The 15395-nt window shown below is 68.9% G+C and carries 13 protein-coding genes; 10 read left to right on the top strand and 3 right to left on the bottom strand.

All coding sequences use genetic code 11. The features are described from left to right. Positions 1–25: 25 nt before the first annotated feature. Both HQ312_RS03095 and gatB read left to right on the top strand, forming a co-directional pair. Positions 26–1057, top strand: a complete 1032-nt coding sequence (locus HQ312_RS03095; RefSeq protein ID WP_027507019.1) for an ATP-dependent 6-phosphofructokinase — start codon at positions 26–28, stop codon at positions 1055–1057. Between the two features lie 44 nt (positions 1058–1101). Further along, positions 1102–2619: an Asp-tRNA(Asn)/Glu-tRNA(Gln) amidotransferase subunit GatB gene (gatB, locus tag HQ312_RS03090; protein ID WP_222637761.1), complete on the top strand. Its 1518-nt coding sequence runs from the start codon at positions 1102–1104 to the stop codon at positions 2617–2619. A gap of 20 nt (positions 2620–2639) precedes the next feature. Here the strand turns inward: gatB and HQ312_RS03085 are convergent, their stop codons facing one another. Beyond that, entirely contained in the window at positions 2640–3782 is a 1143-nt protein-coding gene (locus HQ312_RS03085; RefSeq protein ID WP_027507017.1) for a PQQ-dependent sugar dehydrogenase, read from the bottom strand. Positions 3783–3840: 58 nt separating this feature from the next. Between HQ312_RS03085 and HQ312_RS03080 the strand changes: the two genes are divergently transcribed. Further along, the gene (locus HQ312_RS03080; protein ID WP_222637760.1) at positions 3841–4674 is read left to right on the top strand and encodes a DoxX family protein; all 834 of its coding nucleotides are present in this window, start codon (positions 3841–3843) and stop codon (positions 4672–4674) included. A gap of 73 nt (positions 4675–4747) precedes the next feature. On the opposite strand, the gene HQ312_RS03075 is transcribed toward HQ312_RS03080, so the two are convergent. Then, the gene (locus HQ312_RS03075; RefSeq protein ID WP_162246770.1) at positions 4748–5239 is read right to left on the bottom strand and encodes a PH domain-containing protein; all 492 of its coding nucleotides are present in this window, start codon (positions 5237–5239) and stop codon (positions 4748–4750) included. Between the two features lie 274 nt (positions 5240–5513). Here HQ312_RS03075 and HQ312_RS03070 point away from each other — a divergent pair, with 274 nt between their 5' ends. From HQ312_RS03070 to HQ312_RS03050, 5 genes are all read left to right on the top strand, one after another. Beyond that, positions 5514–7442 (top strand): acetolactate synthase large subunit, encoded by a 1929-nt coding sequence (locus tag HQ312_RS03070; RefSeq protein ID WP_051613648.1) that lies wholly within the window; start codon positions 5514–5516, stop codon positions 7440–7442. Further along, positions 7439–7942, top strand: coding sequence for an acetolactate synthase small subunit (gene ilvN / locus HQ312_RS03065; RefSeq protein WP_027507015.1), 504 nt, complete (start codon positions 7439–7441; stop codon positions 7940–7942). The genes HQ312_RS03070 and ilvN overlap by 4 nt, the downstream gene beginning before the upstream one ends. A gap of 79 nt (positions 7943–8021) precedes the next feature. Beyond that, positions 8022–9023 carry a ketol-acid reductoisomerase gene (gene ilvC, locus HQ312_RS03060; RefSeq protein WP_027507014.1) on the top strand — a complete coding sequence of 334 codons (1002 nt, stop codon included), beginning with the start codon at positions 8022–8024 and terminating at the stop codon, positions 9021–9023. A gap of 147 nt (positions 9024–9170) precedes the next feature. Beyond that, positions 9171–10766, top strand: coding sequence for a phosphoglycerate dehydrogenase (gene serA / locus HQ312_RS03055; RefSeq protein WP_056445463.1), 1596 nt, complete (start codon positions 9171–9173; stop codon positions 10764–10766). 26 nt (positions 10767–10792) lie between these two features. Further along, complete coding sequence (locus HQ312_RS03050) at positions 10793–11806, top strand: 3-isopropylmalate dehydrogenase (protein ID WP_222637759.1); 1014 nt, start codon at positions 10793–10795, stop codon at positions 11804–11806. On the opposite strand, the gene HQ312_RS03045 is transcribed toward HQ312_RS03050, so the two are convergent. After that, a complete protein-coding gene (locus HQ312_RS03045; protein WP_222637758.1) occupies positions 11795–13000 on the bottom strand; it encodes an MFS transporter in 1206 nt (401 codons plus the stop codon). The genes HQ312_RS03050 and HQ312_RS03045 overlap by 12 nt on opposite strands. Before the next feature lie 131 nt (positions 13001–13131). On the opposite strand from HQ312_RS03045, the gene HQ312_RS03040 reads away from it, so the two are divergent. Together HQ312_RS03040 and gltX are read left to right on the top strand one after the other, a co-directional pair. Then, positions 13132–13902, top strand: coding sequence for a fumarylacetoacetate hydrolase family protein (locus HQ312_RS03040; RefSeq protein WP_027507010.1), 771 nt, complete (start codon positions 13132–13134; stop codon positions 13900–13902). Positions 13903–13913: 11 nt separating this feature from the next. Continuing rightward, positions 13914–15383, top strand: a complete 1470-nt coding sequence (gene gltX / locus HQ312_RS03035; RefSeq protein WP_222631463.1) for a glutamate--tRNA ligase — start codon at positions 13914–13916, stop codon at positions 15381–15383. Positions 15384–15395 lie beyond the last annotated feature (12 nt).

The raw sequence follows: 15395 nt of genomic DNA, 5'->3' as shown, positions 1-15395 counted from the left end.
ACCCGCGAACGAGAGGCACCGACCCATGCGTATCGGAGTACTGACCGGCGGCGGCGACTGCCCGGGACTCAACGCGGTCATCAGGGCCGTCGTACGCACGGCGGACGCCCGCTACGGGTCGTCGGTGGTCGGCTTCCTCGACGGCTGGCGCGGCCTGCTCGAGGACCGTCGTATCCAACTGCGCAACGACGATCGCAACGATCGACTGCTCACCAAGGGCGGCACCATCCTGGGGACCGCACGCGTCAATCCCGAGAAGCTGCGGGCGGGGCTCGACCAGATCAAGCAGACGATGGACGACAACGGCATCGACGTGCTCATCCCCATCGGCGGCGAGGGCACGTTGACCGCCGGACACTGGCTGTCGCAGGAGGGCGTGCCCGTCATCGGGGTTCCGAAGACAATCGACAACGACATCGACTGCACCGACGTCACGTTCGGTTTCGACACGGCACTCACCATCGCCACCGACGCGATCGATCGGCTGCACAGCACCGCCGAGTCCCACCAGCGCGTCATGCTCGTCGAGGTGATGGGGCGGCACGCCGGCTGGATCGCGCTGCACTCCGGCCTCGCGTCCGGCGCCCACATGACACTGATCCCCGAGCAGCCCTTCGACGTCCAGGAGGTGTGCGATCTGGTGAAGAAGCGGTTCCAGCGCGGGGACTCCCACTTCATCTGCGTCGTCGCCGAGGGAGCGACGCCCAAGGAGGGGTCGATGGAGATCCGCGACGGAGGAATCGACGAGTTCGGCCACGTCCGGTTCACCGGTGTCGCACAGCAATTGGGCGTCGAGATCGAACGCCGCATCAACAAGGAGGTCCGCACCACGGTGCTGGGCCACGTACAGCGCGGCGGCAAGCCCACTCCGTACGACCGCGTCCTCGCCACCCGTTTCGGCGTCAACGCCGTCGACGCCGTGCACGCGGGGGAGAAAGGCAAGATGGTCTCCCTCCAGGGCGCCGAGATCGGCCTGGTGGACCTCGAGGAGGCCGTCCGCCAGCTCAAGCGGGTTCCCGAGAGTCGCTACCTGGACGCGGCCGCCTTCTTCGGCTGACACCGAGGGGGTTCGGCCCACCGGTCCGCAGTAAACTCGGCACCATGACTGCTGCCACCTCATCGCACTCGACGAGCCTGATGGACTACGACGAGGTGATCTCCCGGTACGACCCCGTGCTGGGCATGGAGGTGCACGTCGAGCTCGGTACCGCCACCAAGATGTTCTGTGGGTGCCCTACCGAGTTCGGTGCCGAGCCCAACACCCAGGTGTGCCCGGTGTGCCTCGGCCTGCCGGGTGCGCTGCCGGTGGTCAACGCGGCTGCCGTCGAGTCCGCCATCCGGATCGGCCTCGCGCTGAACTGCTCCATCACGCCGTGGGGTCGGTTCGCGCGGAAGAACTACTTCTACCCGGACCAGCCGAAGAACTACCAGATCTCGCAGTACGACGAGCCGATCGCCACCGAGGGTTACCTCGACGTGGTGCTCGACGACGGGTCCACGTGGCGGGTCGACATCGAGCGCGCCCACATGGAGGAGGACACCGGCAAGTCGTTGCACGTCGGCGGCGCCACCGGTCGTATCGACGGAGCGAGTCACTCACTGCTGGACTACAACCGGGCCGGTGTGCCTCTCGTCGAGATCGTCACCAAGACCATCGAGGGCGCCGGCGACCGCGCGCCCGAGGTGGCCCGCGCCTACGTCACCGCGCTCCGGGAACTGATCCGCGAGCTCGGCGTGTCCGACGTGCGGATGGACCAGGGCTCGCTCCGGTGCGATGCCAACGTCTCGCTTATGGAGAAGGGCGCCACCGAGTTCGGCACCCGGACCGAGACCAAGAACGTCAACTCCCTCAAGAGCGTCGAGGTCGCCGTCCGCTACGAGATGCGCCGTCAGGCAGCAGTTCTCGCGGACGGCGGCGAGATCGTGCAGGAGACGCGGCACTTCCAGGAGGCCGACGGCAGCACGGCGCCCGGTCGCAAGAAAGAGACCGCGGAGGACTACCGCTACTTCCCGGAGCCCGATCTCGAGCCGGTCGCCCCGGACGCGGCATGGGTCGAGGAACTACGCGCCACCATTCCCGAGGCGCCGTGGATCACCCGCGCGCGCATCCAGAAGGAGTGGGGCTGGTCCGATCTCGTCATGCGCGACGTCGTCAACGCCGATGCGCTCGGCCTCATCACGGCGACCGTCGACGCCGGTGCGACACCCGACGCCGCCCGCAGCTGGTGGGTGGCGTACCTGTCGCAGCAGGCCAACACCCGCGGCGTCGACCTCGCGGACCTGGCGATCACCCCGGTTCAGGTGGCCCGCGTCGCCGCGCTGGTCGCCGACCGCACACTCACCAACGCCAACGCCCGCAAGGTGGTCGACGGTGTCCTCGATGGTGAGGGTGACCCCGACGCCGTCGTCGAGGCACGCGGACTCGCTGTCGTGCAAGACGATTCGGCGCTCGAGACGGCCGTGTCCGAGGCGCTCGCGGCCAACCCCTCCGTCGCGGAGAAGATCCGCGGCGGCAAGGTGCAGGCCGCCGGCGCCATCGTCGGTGCCGTCATGAAGGCGACCAAGGGCCAGGCCGACCCCGCGCGAGTCAAGGAACTCGTCATCGCCGCCTGCAGCTAGAACGACCTCCGGCCTCCCCGCTAGTCGCTCCCGCCGCCGCCGGCCGGCACCGGCACGATGACCACTCGGTCGTCCGTCGGCACCGGCTGGCCGCCGTCCTTGTTCACGGTGGTCACCCACACCTGGCCCTGAGCGCCGAGCGACGCACCACGCAGGCGGCCGTACCGGTCCTGTGCGGTGAGGGTCGGCGGCGTCGTCACCGCGTTGGTGTCCGGGTCCACGGGAACTAGCGCCAGCGCACGGGCACCGGACATCGACACGGCCACCGAGCCGGGTGCGGCCGCGCATCCGCCGACGCCCGGCTTGTCCGGCCACGTCCACACGGGACTGACGACGGCACCCTCGGGCGTGATGCGGGACAGCCGGTCCTCGGTGGCCGTCGCATCGGTCACCCAGGTGCTGCCCGTGGCGTCGATGCAGACGTCGCCGGCGCGGCCGATGCCGCTCATGACGACGCGGGGAGCCGAGGTGGAGTCGACACGCGGGTCGGTGACGGCCAGAACCTTGCCTGCGAGCGACGCCGGGTTCGCCGCAGCGGCGGGATCGCCCCCGTCGCCGGTGATCACCCGGAGTTCGTCGGGTGACGAGAAATCGAGGGCACCCGAGCTGGTGGTCCCGCGGGGGATGCCGGCGAGCACGGTCTTCGGGACGTCTCCCGCCGCGATGCGCACCACGCGGTTGTCGGTCGCCGTCGTGATGTACGCGTAGAGGAGGCGGTCCTCGTCGTAGGTGGGGGACAGCGTGATGTCGAGCAGTCCGCCGTCGCCGTCGCCGTCGACCGGGACGGTCACGACGGGTCGGGGCGCCTGGCCCGGAGCCACCTGGAAGATGGTGCCGGTGCGACGCTCGCCGACCAGGGCCGATGCCCCGCCGGGGAGGACGACGAGGCCGGACAGGGTGTCGAGACAGGTCGCGACCACGTTGGGATCCGGATCCACGCAGGGGCCGGTGGCCGGCGACGGCGCGGGCGGCGTGCTGGAACCCGGCGCTCCCGGCTCCACCGGTTCGATGTCGGCAGCGCCGAACGTGGGTTCGGGGGAGAACTCCGTCGAGGCGGAGTCGTCGAAGCGTGCGCATCCCGCGGAGGCCGTGACGATCGCCATCACCGCCGCGCCGAGCACGAACGATCGCCGGGCCGCGCGCCGAGTCCCACCCACTGTCATGAGATCCCACGGTACGGGTCGCGCCTGCGCCGGGAACGGGCCCGCCGCATCTACGCTGATGCACGTGAGTGAGAAGTCCGATGACACAGGCCGTTCCCCGTCCGGTTACGAGCCGGCGGCGAGTCCCTACGACCAGCCGACCGAGCGGATAGGCGGGGGCAGCGGAGCACAGCTCCCGCGCACCGACGACGAACTCGACGCCGACCGGTCGCGTACCGCGCATCCCACCGAGAAGCTCACCGGCTACCCCGGTGACACGACGACGGCGAGTCGCACCGAACCGGCCTACGACGACAGCGCGACGCGCGCGATCCCGGTGGCCGGAACCGATCGCACGGCGACCCCGGCCGAGGTGCGGCCCGAGGTGGTCCCGGAGCGTCGCGGCACGCTCGATCTCGGACTGCTGATCCTGCGCGTGAGCGTCGGCGCGATCGTGCTGGTGCACGGTCTGCAGAAGCTCACGGGATGGTTCGACGGTCCCGGGCTCTCGGGCTTCCAGGAGATCGTCGCCGGGTCCGGCTACGACCAGGCACGTCTGTTGTCCATTCTCGGTGCGGTCGGCGAGGTCGCCGGCGGTGCGCTGCTGATCCTCGGCCTGGCCACGCCTCTCGCGGGTGCCGCAGTCCTGGCCGTCATGATCAACGCCTGGCTCGTGCGTCAGGTCGGCGAGCCGGGGTTGCAGTTCTTCGCCCCTACAGGCGTCGAGTACGAGACGCTGCTGGTGCTGGCATCGGCGTCCATCATCCTCACGGGCCCCGGACGGATCGCCGTGGACGGCGGACGTGGATGGGCGCGCCGGCCCTTCATCGGGTCGTTCCTCGCGTTGGCCATCGGCATCGGCGGTGCTGCGGCGCTGTGGATCTTCCTGAACGGCGCCGACCCCTTCGCCTGATCGGACCGTGCCCCACCGCCCGCAACTCGGCCGAATCGACGCACTACCGTCGGATCAGCCGAGTTGTGGTCGTTCAGGCCCGCGGTTCGGCCTCGTCCTGCTCGACGGCGGACTCGGCCTCGACCGGCTCGTCCTGAGCGGGCTCCTCGACGGGCGACGGATCCGGCACCGCGCCGCCGCTCGCCGCGGACAGAAGCGGGAGCTTGTCGACGGTCACGCCCGGCATCCGGACGGTCGAGCCGTCCTCGAGGGTCGCCTTGCCCCACCCGAGCTTCGGGAACAGCAGTCCCGTCACGGACGACCACGGCACCGTGGTGGAACGGAACGCCCTGCGCGAGACGAACCGCTCCGGAGTGACGGTGGTGCGGACGCGGATGATCCAGTATCCCAGCAGGACCGGGAGCGCGAGCATCCACCCGAAGAGCTCCGGCGCCCCGACCACGGGGAACGTGACCCCGAACAGGAACAGCGCCACGCCGGACAGCGCCAGGGCCGGGATGCGGAACACCGTGGGGGCCGCGGGGGAGGCGTCGGAAGTGGGGCTCTCGGTATGGGAGACTGTCACCGGTGGTTCGGACTGCTGCGAAGACGACACCCCTCCATCTTCGCACTGCATAACGCCATCCCACATAATGGGACAACGAGTTCGGTAAGTTTGACTGGCACCGCATCACGCGCCTAACGTCACACGCGTGAAGCGTGAAGAGTTCCTCGTAATCGGCAGGCGCGTCGTCGCCTGAGCCGAAACGTCTTCACGCTCAGCCACGACGCGCCACCCTCGTACAGCATCTGCTGGCGAGGGTTTTTTCTTGCCCGGATGAAGTTCTAAGGAAGCACCAGTGAGCGCACCCACCGCCCGGCCCGGCCCGGCACCACGCAAGGCTCCGCCCGCCGCCGATCGTCCCACTCCGTCCGCGACGCCGCAGCGTCGTCCCCTCGCGCCCGAGCGCGTGACCGGAGCGAAGTCCGTCGTCCGCGCACTCGAGGAGCTCGAGGTCGACGTCGTCTTCGGCATTCCCGGTGGTGCCGTACTTCCCGTCTACGATCCGCTGCTCGACTCGGCGAAGGTCCGGCACGTGCTGGTGCGACACGAGCAGGGTGCCGGCCACGCCGCCACCGGCTACGCGCAGGCCACCGGCCGCGTCGGCGTGTGCATCGCGACGTCAGGTCCCGGCGCCACCAACCTGGTGACGCCGCTGGCCGACGCGCAGATGGACTCCGTCCCGGTCGTCGCCATCACCGGACAGGTCGGCCGCGCGCTGATCGGTACCGACGCCTTCCAGGAAGCCGACATCTCGGGCATCACGATGCCCGTCACCAAGCACAACTTCCTCATCACCGACCCGCTCGACATCCCGCGCATGATCGCCGAGGCCTTCTACCTGGCGTCCTCCGGACGACCGGGCGCGGTGCTCGTCGACATCCCGAAGGACGTCCTGCAGGCGCAGACCACCTTCTCGTGGCCGCCGGAGATGAAGCTGCCGGGCTACCGCCCGGTGACGAAGCCGCACGGCAAGCAGGTGCGTGAGGCCGCGCGGCTCATCGCGGCAGCGAAGAAGCCGGTGCTGTACTGCGGCGGCGGCATCATCAAGTCGAACTCGTCGCCCGAGCTCCTCGAGCTGGCGGAGCTCACCGGCATCCCCGTCGTGACGACACTGATGGCGCGGGGCGTCTTCCCGGACAGCCACGACCTGAACCTCGGCATGCCCGGCATGCACGGAACGGTCGCCGCGGTCGCCGCACTGCAGAAGAGCGATCTGCTCATCACGCTCGGCGCTCGTTTCGACGACCGCGTGACCGGGCAGCTCGACTCGTTCGCCCCCGAGGCGAAGGTGGTCCACGCCGACATCGATCCCGCCGAGATCGGCAAGAACCGGTTCGCCGACGTGCCGATCGTGGGTGACTGCCGCGAGGTCATCGTCGAGCTGATCGAGGCGATCCGCGCGGACCAGGCCACCGGCACCGCGCTGGATCTCGCCGACTGGTGGACCTACCTCGACAACGTGCGGCGCACCTACCCGCTGAGCTACGACCGTCCGTCGGACGGTGCGATGTCGCCCGAGTTCGTGATCCAGTCGATCGGCAAGTTCGCCGGACCCGACGCGATCTACTGCGCCGGGGTCGGACAGCACCAGATGTGGGCCGCTCAGTTCATCAGTTACGAGAAGCCGCGGACGTGGCTCAACTCGGGTGGACTCGGCACGATGGGCTACGCGGTCCCGGCCGCGATGGGCGCCAAGATGGGTCTGCCCGACACCGAGGTCTGGGCCATCGACGGTGACGGCTGCTTCCAGATGACCAATCAGGAGCTCGCGACCTGTGCGGTCGAGGGCATCCCGATCAAGGTCGCCGTCATCAACAACGGCAACCTCGGCATGGTGCGGCAGTGGCAGACGCTCTTCTACGAGGAGCGCTACTCCAACACCGAGCTCGGCACGCACGGCGCCGTCCGCATCCCCGACTTCCTCAAGCTCGCCGAGGCGCTGGGATGCGTCGGACTGCGGTGCGAGCGTGAGGAGGACGTCGACGCGGTGATCGCGCAGGCGCGTGCGATCAACGATCGCCCGGTCGTCATCGACTTCATCGTCGGCAAGGACGCCCAGGTGTGGCCGATGGTCGCTGCGGGCACCGGCAACTCCGAGATCATGGCCGCCCGCGGCATCCGTCCGCTGTTCGACAACGACGAGGAAGCGGCGCAGGAGCCCGGCTCGGTCGGCGACGTCACCGAGGCGGCCCAGGGCGCGAATTCGAAAGGCATCGACCTGTGAGCACCAGTCACACCCTGAGCGTGCTCGTCGAGGACAAGCCGGGCGTGCTCGCACGCGTGGCGTCGCTGTTCTCGCGCCGCGGATTCAACATCGCCTCCCTCGCGGTGGGCGGCACCGAGGTTCCCGAGATTTCGCGCATGACCATCGTCGTCACGGTCGACGAGTTCCCGCTCGAGCAGGTGACGAAGCAGCTGAACAAGCTCGTCAACGTCATCAAGATCGTCGAGCAGGAAGCCGATTCGTCGGTCGCCCGTGAGCTCGTGCTCATCAAGGTCCGCGCCGACGCGAGCGTGCGGAGCGAGGTCATCGAGACGGTGAACCTGTTCCGCGCCAAGGTCATCGACGTCTCGCCGGAGGCAGTCACCGTCGAGGCGACCGGTACCCGCTCGAAGCTCGAGGCGTTGCTCCGGATGCTCGACCCGTACGGTGTTCGCGAGATCGTCCAGTCCGGCGTCGTCGCGGTGGGTCGTGGACCGAAGTCCATCACCGCGTCCCGCTAGTCACCCATCCCAGTAGTTTCGATTACCCGGTCACATGCGACCGGGACAGATGTAGGAGGAAACCACAGTGGCAGTCGAGATGTTCTACGACGACGATGCCGATCTCTCGATCATCCAGGGCCGCAAGGTCGCTGTGATCGGATACGGAAGCCAGGGCCATGCGCACTCGCTCAGCCTGCGCGACTCGGGCGTCGACGTCCGTATCGGTCTGAAGGAAGGCTCCAAGTCGCGTGACAAGGCTGCCGAGCAGGGCCTCGGCGTGGGCACGCCGGCGGAGGTCTCCGAGTGGGCCGACGTCATCATGCTGCTCGCTCCGGACACCGCCCAGGCGCAGATCTTCAAGGACGACATCGAGCCCAACCTCAAGGACGGCGACGCGCTGTTCTTCGGCCACGGCCTGAACATCCACTTCAAGCTCATCGAGGCCCCGGCCAACATCACCGTCGGCATGGTCGCCCCCAAGGGACCCGGCCACCTCGTGCGCCGTCAGTTCGTCGACGGCAAGGGTGTTCCCGCCCTGATCGCCGTCGACCAGGATCCGAAGGGTGAGGGCCAGGCTCTCGCGCTGTCCTACGCCCGCGGCATCGGCGGCACGCGTGCCGGGGTCATCAAGACCACGTTCAAGGAAGAGACCGAGACCGACCTCTTCGGTGAGCAGGCCGTGCTGTGCGGCGGTACCGAGGAGCTGGTGAAGACCGGCTTCGAGGTCATGGTCGAGGCCGGCTACGCGCCCGAGATGGCGTACTTCGAGGTGCTGCACGAGCTCAAGCTCATCGTCGACCTCATGTACGAGGGCGGCATCGCGCGCATGAACTACTCGGTGTCCGACACCGCGGAGTTCGGCGGCTACCTCTCCGGGCCGCGCGTCATCGACGCCGGCACCAAGGAGCGCATGAAGGCGATCCTGGCCGACATCCAGTCGGGCGAGTTCACCAAGCGCCTCGTGGCCAACGTCGAGAACGGCAACACCGAGCTCGAGGGCCTGCGCAAGCAGAACGCCGAGCACCCCATCGAGGTCACCGGCAAGAAGCTGCGCGACCTCATGAGCTGGGTCGACCGTCCCATCACCGAGACGGCCTGACTCTCGCATTCCTGACACGGGGCAACCGCGGTCGAGTTCGTCGACCTCGGGTGCCCTGCGTCGGGTCGCGGCTCGGCCACTAGGCTGACGCCCGCACGAATCCGGAACCACACCTCTTCTCCGTCACCTGATCAGGGAGTTCTCCACGTGAGCCAGCCAGGCCGCCCCGTCGTCCTCATCGCCGACAAACTTGCGCAGTCCACCGTCGAGGCTCTCGGCGACGGAGTCGAGGTCCGGTGGGTGGACGGTCCGGATCGTCCGGCCCTCCTCGCCGCGGTCCCCGATGCCGACGCCATCCTGGTCCGCTCCGCGACCACGGTCGATGCCGAGGTGCTCGCTGCCGGTACCAAGCTCAAGATCGTCGCCCGCGCCGGCGTCGGCCTGGACAACGTCGACGTCCCCGCAGCCACCGAGCGCGGCGTGCTCGTCGTCAACGCTCCCACGTCCAACATTCACACCGCTGCCGAACACGCGGTGACGCTCCTGCTCTCGGCTGCTCGCCAGATCCCCGCCGCCGACGCCACACTGCGTCAGCACGAGTGGAAGCGCAGCAAGTTCAACGGCGTCGAGATCTTCGGCAAGACCGTCGGCGTGGTCGGGCTCGGCCGTATCGGTCAGCTCTTCGCGCAGCGTCTCGCCGCGTTCGAGACGCACATCATCGCGTACGACCCCTACGTCTCGCCGGCTCGTGCCGCGCAGCTCGGTATCGAGCTGGTCAGCCTCGACGAGCTTCTCGAGCGCGCCGACATGTTCTCAGTGCACCTGCCGAAGACCCCCGAGACGAAGGGTCTGATCGGCAAGGAGGCGCTCGCCCGGACCAAGAAGGGCGTCATCGTCGTCAACGCTGCCCGCGGTGGACTGGTCGACGAGCAGGCTCTCGCCGACGCGATCACCAGCGGCCACGTCTTCGCCGCGGGTATCGACGTCTACGCGAGCGAGCCCTGCACCGACAGCCCGCTGTTCGAGCTCCCGCAGGTCGTCGTCACCCCGCACCTCGGTGCCTCGACCACCGAGGCCCAGGACCGCGCCGGCACCGACGTCGCCAAGTCCGTCCTGCTCGCCCTCGCCGGCGAGTTCGTGCCCGACGCGGTGAACGTCTCCGGCGGTGCCGTCGGCGAGGAGGTCGCGCCGTGGCTCGACATCGTGCGCAAGCAGGGCGTCCTGCTGGGTGCCCTGTCGGACGAGCTCCCGACGTCGCTGTCCGTCGACGTGCGCGGTGAGCTGGCGTCCGAGGACGTCGACATCCTCAAGCTGTCGGCGCTGCGGGGACTGTTCTCCGCCGTCATCGAGGACGCGGTCACCTTCGTCAACGCACCGTCGCTCGCCGAGGAGCGTGGTGTCACGGCCGACGTGACCAAGGCCAGCGAGAGCCCCAACCACCGGAGCGTCGTCGACGTCCGTGCGGTCTACGGCGACGGGACCGTCGTCAACGTCGCGGGCACCCTCACCGGTCCCCAGCACGTGGAGAAGATCGTCAACATCAACGGCCGCAACTTCGATCTGCGCGCCGAGGGCAAGAACCTCATCGTGACGTACGACGACCGTCCCGGCTCGCTCGGACGCATCGGCACCGCCCTGGGCGACGCCGGTGTCGACATCGCCGCCGCGGCACTCAGCCAGGACGCGGAGGGCGGTGGCGCCACCATCCTGCTGCGCGTCGATCGTGATGTGGCGCAGGACGTTCGGGACGCCATCGCCGCCTCCGTGGGCGCGACGACCATCGAGCTGGTCGACCTGTCCTGATGTCGACGCCGAACGAGGGGACTTCGATGAAGCTGGGTGTCGTGGCCGGAGACGGCATCGGACCGGAGGTGGTGGCCGAGGCACTCAAGGTGCTCGAGGTGGTCGCGCCCGGTGCGGAGACCACGGAGTACGACCTGGGTGCACGGCGCTATCACGCGACGGGGGAGATCCTGCCGCCGTCGGTGCTCGAGGAGCTCCGCGGCCACGACGCCATCCTGCTCGGCGCCATCGGTGATCCGTCGGTGCCCAGCGGTGTGCTCGAGCGCGGATTGTTGCTGACCGCACGATTCGCGCTGGATCACCACATCAACCTGCGCCCGTCCAAGCTGTACCCGGGTGTCGTCGGTCCGTTGGCGGGCAACAAGCCGGTCGACATCGTCGTCGTGCGGGAGGGCACCGAGGGCCCGTACACGGGCAACGGCGGCGCCATCCGCGTCGGCACTCCGCACGAGGTCGCCACCGAGGTCAGCCTCAACACGCGGTTCGGTGTGGAGCGCGTGGTCCGTGACGGCTTCGCGCGAGCGATGGGTCGTCGCAGGCACCTGACCCTGCTGCACAAGACGAACGTGCTGGGGTTCGCGGGATCGCTGTGGAAGCGGACGGTCGACGAGGTCGCCGCAGAGTTCCCCGACGTCGAGGTGGCGTACCAGCACATCGACGCGGCGACGATCCACCTGGTGACCGACCCGGGCCGCTTCGACGTGATCGTCACCGACAATCTCTTCGGCGACATCATCACCGATCTCGCGGCCGCGGTCGCCGGTGGTATCGGTCTGGCCGCGAGCGCGAACATCGATGCGACGCGCACGAATCCGAGCATGTTCGAGCCCGTGCACGGCAGTGCGCCGGACATCGCCGGCAAGGGAATCGCCGATCCGACGGCCGCCATCCTGTCGGTGTCGCTCCTCCTCGCACATCTCGGCGAGACCGAGGCGGCGGCGCGCGTCGAGTCCGCCGTCGCGCAGGACCTGGCGACGCGCACCGCCGGGGACCCGGGCACGACCGCGACGATCGGCGATCGGATCGCCTCACTGGTGTAGTCGGTCTCGCGCTTCTCGCGGAATGGTCGGTACCGCGAGAAGCGCGATCGCCGCGGACACCCCGAACGCCACCGCGTACGACGTGTGCGTGATCAGGGCGCCGAACACCGGGGGAACCGCCGACGCGGCGATGAACTGACTGGTGTTCTGCGCGCCGAGTGCTCGCCCGCTCCAGAACGGACCCGCCCGCTCGGCCACGGCGGTGAATGCGAGCCCGTTGGGTGACACCGTCGCCACCGACGCGACCACGAGTATCACCACCGATACCGCGAGGCCCGCGGCGTCCGCGATCGCCAGCGCGGCCATCACGGCCACGACGCCGACGGCGACCCACCGCATCGGTCCGAGTCTGCTGCCCACCCGGTCCGACACTGCGCCGGCGGCGATGCGTCCTCCCGCTCCGAGGATCTGCGAGACGGTGATCAGGACACCGGCGGCCTCCGGGGACCAGGCCCGTTGGTCCACGAGCCAGACGAGGGCGAACGTCCACACCACGTACTGCGGCACCACCAGCGCGACCGACGCACCGTGTATGCGCCAGAGATCGCGACGCCCGCGGTAGGGGTTCGCGAGGAGATCGGCACTCGAGGCGGCCGATCGGGAGGGCCGCGGCGGATCGAACACACCGACGAGGCAGGCGAGAGCGGAGAGGGCGGACGCGACCGCGGGAAGGAGCATCGCGGTTCCCACTCCGTGATCGCGGGCGATACCGGGAATCAGCAACGCGGACAGTGCGACTCCGAGAGGGAGTGACATCTGCCGGATGCCCATCGCCAGGCCGCGGCGGTGGGGAGGGAACCACCCCACCACCACGCGTCCGGTGGCGGAGTTCACGCTGGCGGCGGCCATGCCGCCGAGCAGCAGGAAGACGGCCAGCGCCACCGTGGATTCCGTCGCGGCGGCGCAGAAGGCGGCCATCGACGTCAGCACGGAACCAGCGATCAGGGATCGCCGTTCGCCCACGCGGTCGACGACGGCGCCCCACGCGAACAGCGTCAGGACGATGCCGGCCGTCGGCATCGCCACGACCAGACCCGCCGACGCGAGCGAGAGTCCGCGCTGATCCCGAAGTGCGGGGATGAGGAAGGCGGCGCCGTTCAGAAGCAGTGCCGTGGAGGCCGTCGCGAGCATGCCGATCACGAGCATCGCCCACCGACCCGCCGTGGACGTGGTGTAGCGCTGGACGCGACTCATACCGGCTCCGTTCTCACCCTGTGGGACAACATTCTCGCCTGTTGAACTCCTGGTCGCCGATGCTACCCCGTATGTGATCGTCGTTCGTCGCCCGCCGGTGTCCGCTCGACGCCGCTCGATAGACTTCCGCCATGCGTCTTGGTCGAGTAGCGAGTCCCGACGGTGTTGCATTCGTCGCCATCGAAGGCGACGGAGACGAGAGGACGGCGCGAGAGATCGCGGAACATCCCTTCGGCACACCCACCTTCACCGGCCGGAGCTGGTCCCTGGCCGATGTCCGCCTGCTGGCGCCCATTCTGGCCAGCAAGGTGATCTGCATCGGCAAGAACTACGCGGCGCACGCCGCGGAGATGGGCTCGGACGCACCCGAGGACCCGGTCATCTTCATCAAGCCCAACACGTCCATCGTCGGACCCGGTGCGAACATCGTGCGTCCGCCGACGTCGTCCGAGGTCCACTTCGAAGGTGAGCTCGCGGTGGTCATCGGCCGTCCGTGCAAGGACGTTCCGGCAGCACGCGCTCTCGACGTGGTGCTCGGCTACACCGTTGCGAACGACGTCACGGCCCGCGACAACCAGCGCCACGACGGTCAGTGGACCCGCGCCAAGGGTTACGACACCTTCTGCCCACTCGGCCCGTGGATCGAGACCTCGCTCGACGCCTCGGATCTCGCTCTGACCACCACGGTGGACGGCGCGGTGAAGCAGAACAGCCGCACGTCGCTCCTGCTGCACGACGTGCCGAAGATCATCGAGTGGATCTCGTCGGTGATGACGCTGCTTCCCGGTGACGTCATCCTGACCGGCACCCCGGAAGGCGTGGGGCCGATCGTGGCGGGCGAGAGCGTGTCCGTCGAGATCGAGGGCATCGGCACGCTGACCAATCCGGTGGTGGACAAGTGACCGCCGCGAGCATTCCCGCATCCGACGTCCGCGTCCGGTTCTGCCCGTCGCCCACCGGAACCCCGCACGTCGGGCTGGTGCGCACGGCGCTGTTCAACTGGGCGTTCGCCCGCCATCACGGCGGCGCATTCGTGTTCCGCATCGAGGACACCGACGCCGCACGTGATTCCGAGGAGTCGTACCAGGCGCTGCTCGACGCACTGCGGTGGCTCGGACTCGACTGGGACGAGGGTCCCGAGGTCGGTGGGCCGTACGAGCCGTACCGGCAGTCGTTGCGCCGCGATCAGCACCTCGCCGTGGTGCAGCAGCTCGTCGACGCGGGGGAGGCGTACGAGAGCTTCTCCACACCGGAGGAGGTGGAGGCGCGGCATCTCGCGGCCGGCCGGGATCCGAAGTTGGGCTTCGACAATCACGACCGCACGCTGACCGACGAGCAGCGGGAGGCCTTCCGCGCCGAGGGACGCAAGCCCGTCGTCCGGTTGCGTATGCCCGATCACGATCTGTCGTGGAACGACCTCGTGCGCGGCGAGACGACGTTCCGCGCCGGCACGGTCCCCGACTTCGCGCTCACCCGCGGCAACGGTGTCCCGCTGTACACGTTGGTGAACCCCGTGGACGACGCGCTGATGAAGATCACGCACGTCCTGCGCGGTGAGGATCTGCTGTCCTCGACCCCGCGTCAGATCGCGCTGTACGAAGCCCTCGTGCGCATCGGTGTGGCAGAACGCATTCCGCAGTTCGGGCACCTCCCGTTCGTGATGGGGCAGGGCAACAAGAAGTTGTCGAAGCGCGACCCCGAGGCCGATCTCTTCCTGCACCGGGAGCGCGGGTTCGTCCCCGAAGGTCTGCTGAACTACCTGGCTCTCCTCGGGTGGGGATTCTCCGAGGACCGGGACGTGTTCTCGCTCGACGAGATGGTGGGTGCCTTCGACATCTCGACGGTCAACTCGAACCCGGCCCGCTTCGATCAGAAGAAGGCCGACGCCATCAACGCCGAACACATCCGGTTGCTCGAGCCGGCCGACTTCGCCGCGCGCCTGCGGGCGTATCTCGAGACGCACGGCCATCCGATCGGGGTGTCGGACGCAGCGTTCGCCGAGGCCGCGGAACTGGTGCAGACGCGCATCGTCGTGCTGTCCGACGCCTGGGGACTGCTGAAGTTCCTGCTTGCCCCCGCCGACGAGTTCACGGTCGATCCGGCATCGGCAGCCAAGAATCTGGGCGCCGACGCGGCACCCGTTCTGGACGCGACGGTGAGCGCCGTCGAGGGCGCACCGGAGTGGACTGCGGAGGCCTTGGAGTCGGCTCTCAAGGTCGCGTTGATCGACGAGATGGAGCTGAAGCCGCGTAAGGCGTTCGCGCCGGTGCGCGTGGCGGTGACCGGTTCCCACATCAGCCCACCGCTGTACGAGTCGATGGTGCTGCTGGGCCGGGAGCTGACGCTGGCCCGCTTGCGGTCGGCCCGTGCGTCGATCGTCTGAGGTGACTCGGGG

This window comes from Rhodococcus sp. BP-316 (assembly GCF_019836105.1).
Lineage (GTDB): Bacteria > Actinomycetota > Actinomycetes > Mycobacteriales > Mycobacteriaceae > Rhodococcoides.
The sequence above is the reverse complement of the archived record's forward strand: the minus strand, read 5'-3'. Positions and strand labels throughout refer to the sequence as shown.

Excerpts from the sequence above, each read along its gene's own strand:
- gatB (WP_222637761.1), top strand. The coding sequence starts at position 1,102 with ATGACTGCTGCCACCTCATCGCACTCGACGAGCCTGATGGACTACGAC.
- ilvC (WP_027507014.1), top strand. The coding sequence starts at position 8,022 with ATGTTCTACGACGACGATGCCGATCTCTCGATCATCCAGGGCCGCAAG.
- HQ312_RS03050 (WP_222637759.1), top strand. The coding sequence starts at position 10,793 with ATGAAGCTGGGTGTCGTGGCCGGAGACGGCATCGGACCGGAGGTGGTG.
- HQ312_RS03080 (WP_222637760.1), top strand. The coding sequence starts at position 3,841 with ATGCACGTGAGTGAGAAGTCCGATGACACAGGCCGTTCCCCGTCCGGT.
- HQ312_RS03045 (WP_222637758.1), bottom strand. The coding sequence starts at position 13,000 with ATGAGTCGCGTCCAGCGCTACACCACGTCCACGGCGGGTCGGTGGGCG.
- HQ312_RS03095 (WP_027507019.1), top strand. The coding sequence starts at position 26 with ATGCGTATCGGAGTACTGACCGGCGGCGGCGACTGCCCGGGACTCAAC.
- HQ312_RS03040 (WP_027507010.1), top strand. The coding sequence starts at position 13,132 with ATGCGTCTTGGTCGAGTAGCGAGTCCCGACGGTGTTGCATTCGTCGCC.
- HQ312_RS03085 (WP_027507017.1), bottom strand. The coding sequence starts at position 3,782 with ATGACAGTGGGTGGGACTCGGCGCGCGGCCCGGCGATCGTTCGTGCTC.